5 protein-coding genes are annotated in these 5,875 nt (G+C 63.9%); 1 reads left to right on the forward strand and 4 read right to left on the reverse strand.

Features of this window, described 5'->3' with window-relative positions:
* Positions 1-110: 110 nt before the first annotated feature.
* The 4 genes from ACTG4J_RS14385 to ACTG4J_RS14400 are packed head-to-tail and all read right to left on the reverse strand — an operon-like array spanning position 111 to position 4,710.
* Positions 111-866, reverse strand: a complete 756-nt coding sequence (locus tag ACTG4J_RS14385) for an SDR family oxidoreductase (protein WP_439140428.1) — start codon at positions 864-866, stop codon at positions 111-113.
* Positions 867-2,432, reverse strand: a complete 1,566-nt coding sequence (locus tag ACTG4J_RS14390; RefSeq protein WP_439140429.1) for an FAD-dependent monooxygenase — start codon at positions 2,430-2,432, stop codon at positions 867-869.
* Positions 2,429-3,868, reverse strand: a complete 1,440-nt coding sequence (locus ACTG4J_RS14395; protein WP_439140430.1) for an aldehyde dehydrogenase family protein — start codon at positions 3,866-3,868, stop codon at positions 2,429-2,431. The genes ACTG4J_RS14390 and ACTG4J_RS14395 overlap by 4 nt, the downstream gene beginning before the upstream one ends.
* Positions 3,865-4,710, reverse strand: coding sequence for an IclR family transcriptional regulator (locus ACTG4J_RS14400; RefSeq protein WP_439140431.1), 846 nt, complete (start codon positions 4,708-4,710; stop codon positions 3,865-3,867). The genes ACTG4J_RS14395 and ACTG4J_RS14400 overlap by 4 nt, the downstream gene beginning before the upstream one ends.
* Before the next feature lie 275 nt (positions 4,711-4,985).
* Between ACTG4J_RS14400 and ACTG4J_RS14405 the strand changes: the two genes are divergently transcribed.
* The gene (locus tag ACTG4J_RS14405) at positions 4,986-5,720 is read left to right on the forward strand and encodes a sulfite exporter TauE/SafE family protein (RefSeq protein ID WP_439140432.1); all 735 of its coding nucleotides are present in this window, start codon (positions 4,986-4,988) and stop codon (positions 5,718-5,720) included.
* Positions 5,721-5,875: the final 155 nt, after the last annotated feature.

Here is a 5,875-nt window from a genome sequence, read left to right on the forward strand (position 1 = left end):
GCCGATCAACTGGCCAGCGGGGTCATGCAAGCGCGCCTTGCCGCGCTGAAAGACCCAGATGGCAAGGCGCTCGATCAAGTGGTCGATAGCTTTCGCAAGACCTTGGGCGGCTAGCCCACCAAACCGGCAATCTCAAGCTGAGCGGCAAGCCCGCCATCGACCTCGAGGTTGACGCCGCGCACCCAAGCGGAGGCGGGGCTTGCCAAAAAGGCCACAGCCTCGGCGACCTCTTCCGCCGTTCCCGCACGCCCCGATAGTGCGATACCGCGCGTTGCACGCTCACCGAACGCCGCCTCGAAATCGGGCAGGATGCGGGTGGCGATCGCCGCCGGGCTGACGGTGTTGGCGCGCAGACCCATCGCCAGAAGCCGCGCGGTATTGGATTTGGTCCAATGGATCACCGCCTCTTTCGACAGATCATAGGCGCGCACCGGGTCGATCCCCTCAAGCGCCACGAAATCCGCGATCTCGCCGCGAGAAATCGCAGCAAATCGCTGAACCTGCGCGATATTCTCGCGCCAACGGGCGCCCGCCTTGGACGCAAGGCTGACAATCGCGCCGCCCGATGGCATCAGCGGCAGCACGGCTTCGGTCAAGCGCACAAGCCCGTGGTAATTCACCACCAGCACCGCCTCCTCAGCACCAATGCGCGGCGGCAGCCCGGCGGCATTGACCAACGCGTCAAAGCCGCCCGTCAGCGTCAGCGCGTCGATGCTGGCGGGATCGGACAGATCGGCGCGGTGCCAGTCGCAGGTAAGCTGCGGTTCGGCCAGATCGATCGCGACGATCCGCGCCCCCATCGCGGAAAGAAGCGCGGCACTGGCCGCCCCGATCCCATGCGCCGCCCCAGTCACAAGAACCCGCATCTAAACCCCCTTTGCCGTCGCGCGGCGCAAGACCGCCCCTGCCTCTGCCCCATCCTCGATCCAAGCAACGAAGTGATCGGGCCGCACCAGCACCGCCGATGACCCATAGGCCGTTTCAAGCGCCCCTTCGGGCACATCAACGAGCGCGAGCGGAACGCCCAACATCTTGGCCGCGTTCACGAAATCGGCTGCGCGGGCGACATCCTCAGCCAAAAGGGTAAAGCCCGCACCCAAGCGATCGAAGCTGTTGGTACCATCCGGCAGATCGCGCGGCGACACATGATGACCGGGGCGCGCGGTATGGGTATGGCTGCCCTTTGCACTGGGGCTGCCCGCTCCGCCGATCAGCGGCGATCCCTCATAATGCGGCTCGAAGGCCATCACCTCATCGGCATCGAGATTGCGACTATGCCATGCAGCCTCGAAGGCCGCGCGGTCGCGTTCGGGGTTGTAGGTCTCCAGAAAGGCGCGATCATCGGTGATGAACCGCTCGATGAAATCGCGCGCGGTCGAGGCAAAGACCGGGCGGCGTTCGGCGTTGTAGCTGTCAAGCAGCCGCTCATCGCCCCAGCCTTGGATCACGGCGGCCAGCTTCCAGCCCAGATTGCGCGCATCCTCGAACCCTGTGTTGATCCCATAGCCGCCATAGGGCGGATGGCTATGCGCCGCATCCCCCGCAACAAAGGCGCGGCCCTTGCGGTAATCATCGGCAATCGCCACGCGCAGATCCCAAAGGCCGACATAATCAAGCTCAAGCGCAAAGGGCTGACCCACGGCGCGGGTCAGCATGGCCTCGAAATCATGGCTCTCGCGCGTCGTGCCCAGAGGAACAGGGGCGTGGAAGAACCAGCTTACCCCGTGATCGACCCGGCCGAAAAACTGCCAATAACCTTCGAAATCAGGATGAAGGACGTTGTAGAACGCCTTGCCGGGATAGCGTTTCAACAGCTCGTGCAACTCGGGCGAGCGAAACACCAAAAGCGCCATCACCCGGTTATGATCGGCCAGCGTTTCTTCGATGCCTGCCGCGGCGCGCAAAAGCGAGCGGCTGCCGTCGCAGCCCACGGCATACCGCCCTGTCAGCACTTGTCGCGCGCCATCGCTGGTTGCTTCAATCTCGACCTGCAAATCATTGCTATCTTGCGAAAACCCGATGACGGACCAGCCATAAAGAAGTGTGATATCCGCGATTTGGGCCGCGCGGTCGCGCAACACGCCTTCGGTCGCGTATTGCGGCAGGCGCGCATTGGCGCAGCGATAGAAATCGCGCACATGGGCGCGGTTCAACCAGTCGTAATGATGCTCGGAAAGAAGCGTGCCATAGGTCGTCAAGCCGCCGATGCCCGAGCCGGGCGGCAGCGGAAAGGCCGTGCGCAATTCCGCCTCGCAGCCCCAAGCAAGGAAATGCTCGGCGGTGCGTTGGGTGAGGTTTTGCCCCTTGGGGATCGGCTGGGGCTGGTGGTGGCGTTCGATCACGGCCACGCGGATGCCGCGCTGGCCCAATTCGATGGCAAGCCCCATGCCGACAGGGCCACCGCCTGCGATGATGACATCGAAATCGCTCATCCGCCGATCACACCCTGTTCCATGTAGATGTGCTTGGTCTCGAGGAAATCATAAAGCCCTTCCGGCCCATGCAGCCGCCCGAGCCCGGATTTGCCATAGCCGCCGGTCTCGGCCTCGGCGAAAAGCTTGAGGTGGGAATTGAGCCAGACCGTGCCCGCCCGGATCGCCCGCGCCACACGGGTCGATCGCGCCAGATCGCGGGTGAAAACCGATGCGGCAAGGCCGTAAGGGGTGGCATTGGCGCGCGCGACGGCCTCGGCCTCATCGGCGAAACGTTCGACCGACACGATGGGGCCAAACAATTCCTCCTGCACCAAGGGCGATTGCAGATTGTCGATGCGAAACAGCGTCGGCGTGAGAAAGGCGCCCTGTCCTAGCGCACCGCCCTTGAGGATCATCTGCCCCTCATCGCCCGCCTGTTCGATCAGGCGCAGCACGCGCGCTTGGTTGGCCGTGTCGATCAGCGATCCCATTTCGCTTTTCGGGTCATTGCCCGGCCCGGTGCGCAGGTTGCGGAAGGCATGGGTGATCTTTTCCTCAAAGGCCGCCGCGATGGGCGCATGCACCAAGAAACGCGCGGCGGCGACGCAGATCTGCCCTGCCATGGCCAGCGATCCATGCGTCAACTCATGCACCGCATGGTCGAGATCGGCATCGTCGAAGATCACGGCCGGCGCCTTGCCGCCCAACTCCAACCCCACCCGCTTGAGCGTGGGCGCGGCGGCGGCCATGATCGCGGCCCCCGTGCGGCTTGAGCCGGTAAAGGAAATGACGTCGATATCGGGGGATGCCACCATCGCTTGGCCGACCGCGATGCCGTTTTCATTGACCGAATTGATCACCCCCTTGGGCAGTGACGGCGCGGCTGCAATACACGCCATGATCCGCGCATGGACCAAGGGCGTCTGGACCGCGGGCTTGATCACCGCCGTGCAGCCTGCCGCCAGTGCCGGGGCCAAAGACCGCATCAAAAGTGTCACCGGCGCATTCCACGGCACGATCACACCGGCTACGCCCGCTGCCTCCCGGTGGAAAAGCGACAGGGTGCCGGGCGCGATTTCCTGCATCGAGCCGCGAATGTTGCGCGCAAGCCCGGCGTAGTAGCGCGTCTCGGATATGGCGGCCATTGTCTCGCCCATGGCCTCGGCGCGCAGCTTGCCGTTTTCCAGCACGACCAAATCGGCGATCTCGGCCTTCGCGGCCTCCAGCCGGTCGGCGATCTCGAGCAATACCTGCGCACGCAGGCGGGGGGCCTGCGCCCATGCGGTGCCGAAGAACGCCGCGCGCGCCGCATGGGCGGCAGCATGGGCCAGATCGGCGCTACCGCTGTGATACTGCCCCACCCGATTGCCATCGGCGGGGTTGAGGCTATCGCCAAGCAACCCTTCGGCGATCCATTCACCGCCGATGAAATGCGCTGCGGGATGGATGGTCATTGGCGGTGCCTCCTTGGCGATGGAACTCTTTGGTGAATATCTTGGTCGGTCAGCGCATGAGCCGGGGCGGGGGCGTCGACCATCGGCTGAATGCTGCGCGCACAGAACATGCCCGAAATCGCCGCCGCGCTATCGCGCACATCACGTTCGATGGCGGCAAGGCGGTCGGCCTGCATCGTCGCCGAATTGCTGGTGATACTGATGGCGCCGATGGGCATCCGCTCTGCGGCAAGGATCGGCCCGGCCACGCCCACCACACCCGGCGTCACCTCGCCCCAAGCCGTGCAATAACCCATGCGGCGCACGGCGCGGTAGGTCTCGCGCAGCGCCGCGGCGGTGGTGTTCGGCCCGGCCAGCATCTCGCGCTGCGTTTCGATCAGCCGATCTTGTTCGCGGCGCGGCAGATTGGCCATGATCACGCGCGAAATCCCGCCGCGCGCAATCGGCATCGGCTGGCCGCGCGGATAGCTGGAGATCGGTGCATCGGGCGAACGCTCGCTTGCGACGCACAAGATCTTGCTGCCGTACCAGCGCGTGATGAGGGCCACACCGGGGTAACGGGCGGCAAGGATCTTGATGAAAGGGGCCGCCGCCGCGATCAGCGGATCGCTACGTTGCATCAAGAAGTCCAACTCGGTCACGCGCGGCCCCAAGGTCAGCCCGTCGCCGGGGGCGGACGCAAGATACCCCGCACTCTTGAGCGTCTTGAGATAGCGATACAGCGTCGGGCGCGAATAACCCAAGGCCGCCATCATCGCATCAGGCGACCATTCGCGGCGATCGAGGGTGAACAGATCGAGGATCGCCAAGATACGCTCGCCGCTGCCCGAGGTGCTGCTCATCGCCACCTCGCAGCGATGAGTAGCCCTACCCCGGCACGGCACCAAATCACGCAGATCATCCGCATTTGCCCGCTCCGGCCCAATGGCCTGTTGCAACAAGGTCTAAATCCCAATAATTGAGATTTCGGGCAGGTTATCTTGAATGGCCCATTAAGCAATACCAAACTCGACCAATGCGAAAACAGGGCTTGTCCGAATGTGCGGGATGCATCGCGCCAAGGGCGCAAGGCACCCTTCCTTTGGGGCGATGCGGCAACAAGGATCGCATGATGAGCGTGAGCGATATTTTCCTGGCCCTGATCGGGCTTGGGCTTGGCGGTATCTTGAAGGGCGCGACGGGGGCCGGATCGCCGGTGATCGGGGTGCCGGTGCTGGCGGTGATCTTCAATGTGCCGATGGCGGTTGCGATCTTCACCATCCCAAACCTGCTGACCAATCTTTGGCAGGGCTGGCAGTTCCGCAAAAGCCAGATCTCGCGGCGTTTCACGCTGCTCTATGCGGGTGCAGGCGCGGTCGGCGCGGGGATAGGCTCACTTCTCTTGGCTTTTTTGCCCGGCGAGGTCTTGATGGCCGTCGTGGCCTGCGTCGTGCTGCTTTATATCGCCTTTCGGCTTTTGCGCCCAAACTGGCATCTGGCGCGGCCCTTGGCCGACAGGCTTTGCGCGCCCGTGGGATTGATCGGCGGGATGATGCAAGGTGCGGGCGGCATTTCGGCGCCGGTATCCGTCACCTTCCTCAACGCGATGCGACTGGAACGGGGAGAGTTCATCGCAACCATCTCGGTCTTCTTCTGCGCCATGTCACTGGTGCAGATTCCGGCACTGATCGGTTTGGGTATCTTGACCCCGCAGATCGCCGCGCTGAGCGGGGCTGCAATGGTACCGCTTTTGGGCGGCATGCCCATCGGGGCATGGCTGGCGCGTCATATCTCCAAGGAAAGCTTCGACAAGATCATCTTGGTGCTTTTGGGGGTGATCGCGCTCAAGCTGATCTATGACGCGATCTGGTAGGGGCGCGCCACGGCATCCCGCATCAGGCTTGCTCACACCCTGCGGGGGCCGCGTCATGCAGACAATCAAGCAACATCTGCTCAGCCGCCGTCGGCACCCAACCGCACCGTGTTGAAATACCGATGGGGCGTGCCGGAAGCGTGGCCCCGAAAGGA

The sequence above is a fragment of the Roseicyclus sp. genome (genome assembly GCF_965662675.1).
In the GTDB taxonomy this organism is placed as follows: domain Bacteria; phylum Pseudomonadota; class Alphaproteobacteria; order Rhodobacterales; family Rhodobacteraceae; genus Roseicyclus.

Excerpts from the sequence above, each read along its gene's own strand:
- ACTG4J_RS14395 (WP_439140430.1), bottom strand. The coding sequence starts at position 3,868 with ATGACCATCCATCCCGCAGCGCATTTCATCGGCGGTGAATGGATCGCC.
- ACTG4J_RS14400 (WP_439140431.1), bottom strand. The coding sequence starts at position 4,710 with ATGAGCAGCACCTCGGGCAGCGGCGAGCGTATCTTGGCGATCCTCGAT.
- ACTG4J_RS14385 (WP_439140428.1), bottom strand. The coding sequence starts at position 866 with ATGCGGGTTCTTGTGACTGGGGCGGCGCATGGGATCGGGGCGGCCAGT.
- ACTG4J_RS14390 (WP_439140429.1), bottom strand. The coding sequence starts at position 2,432 with ATGAGCGATTTCGATGTCATCATCGCAGGCGGTGGCCCTGTCGGCATG.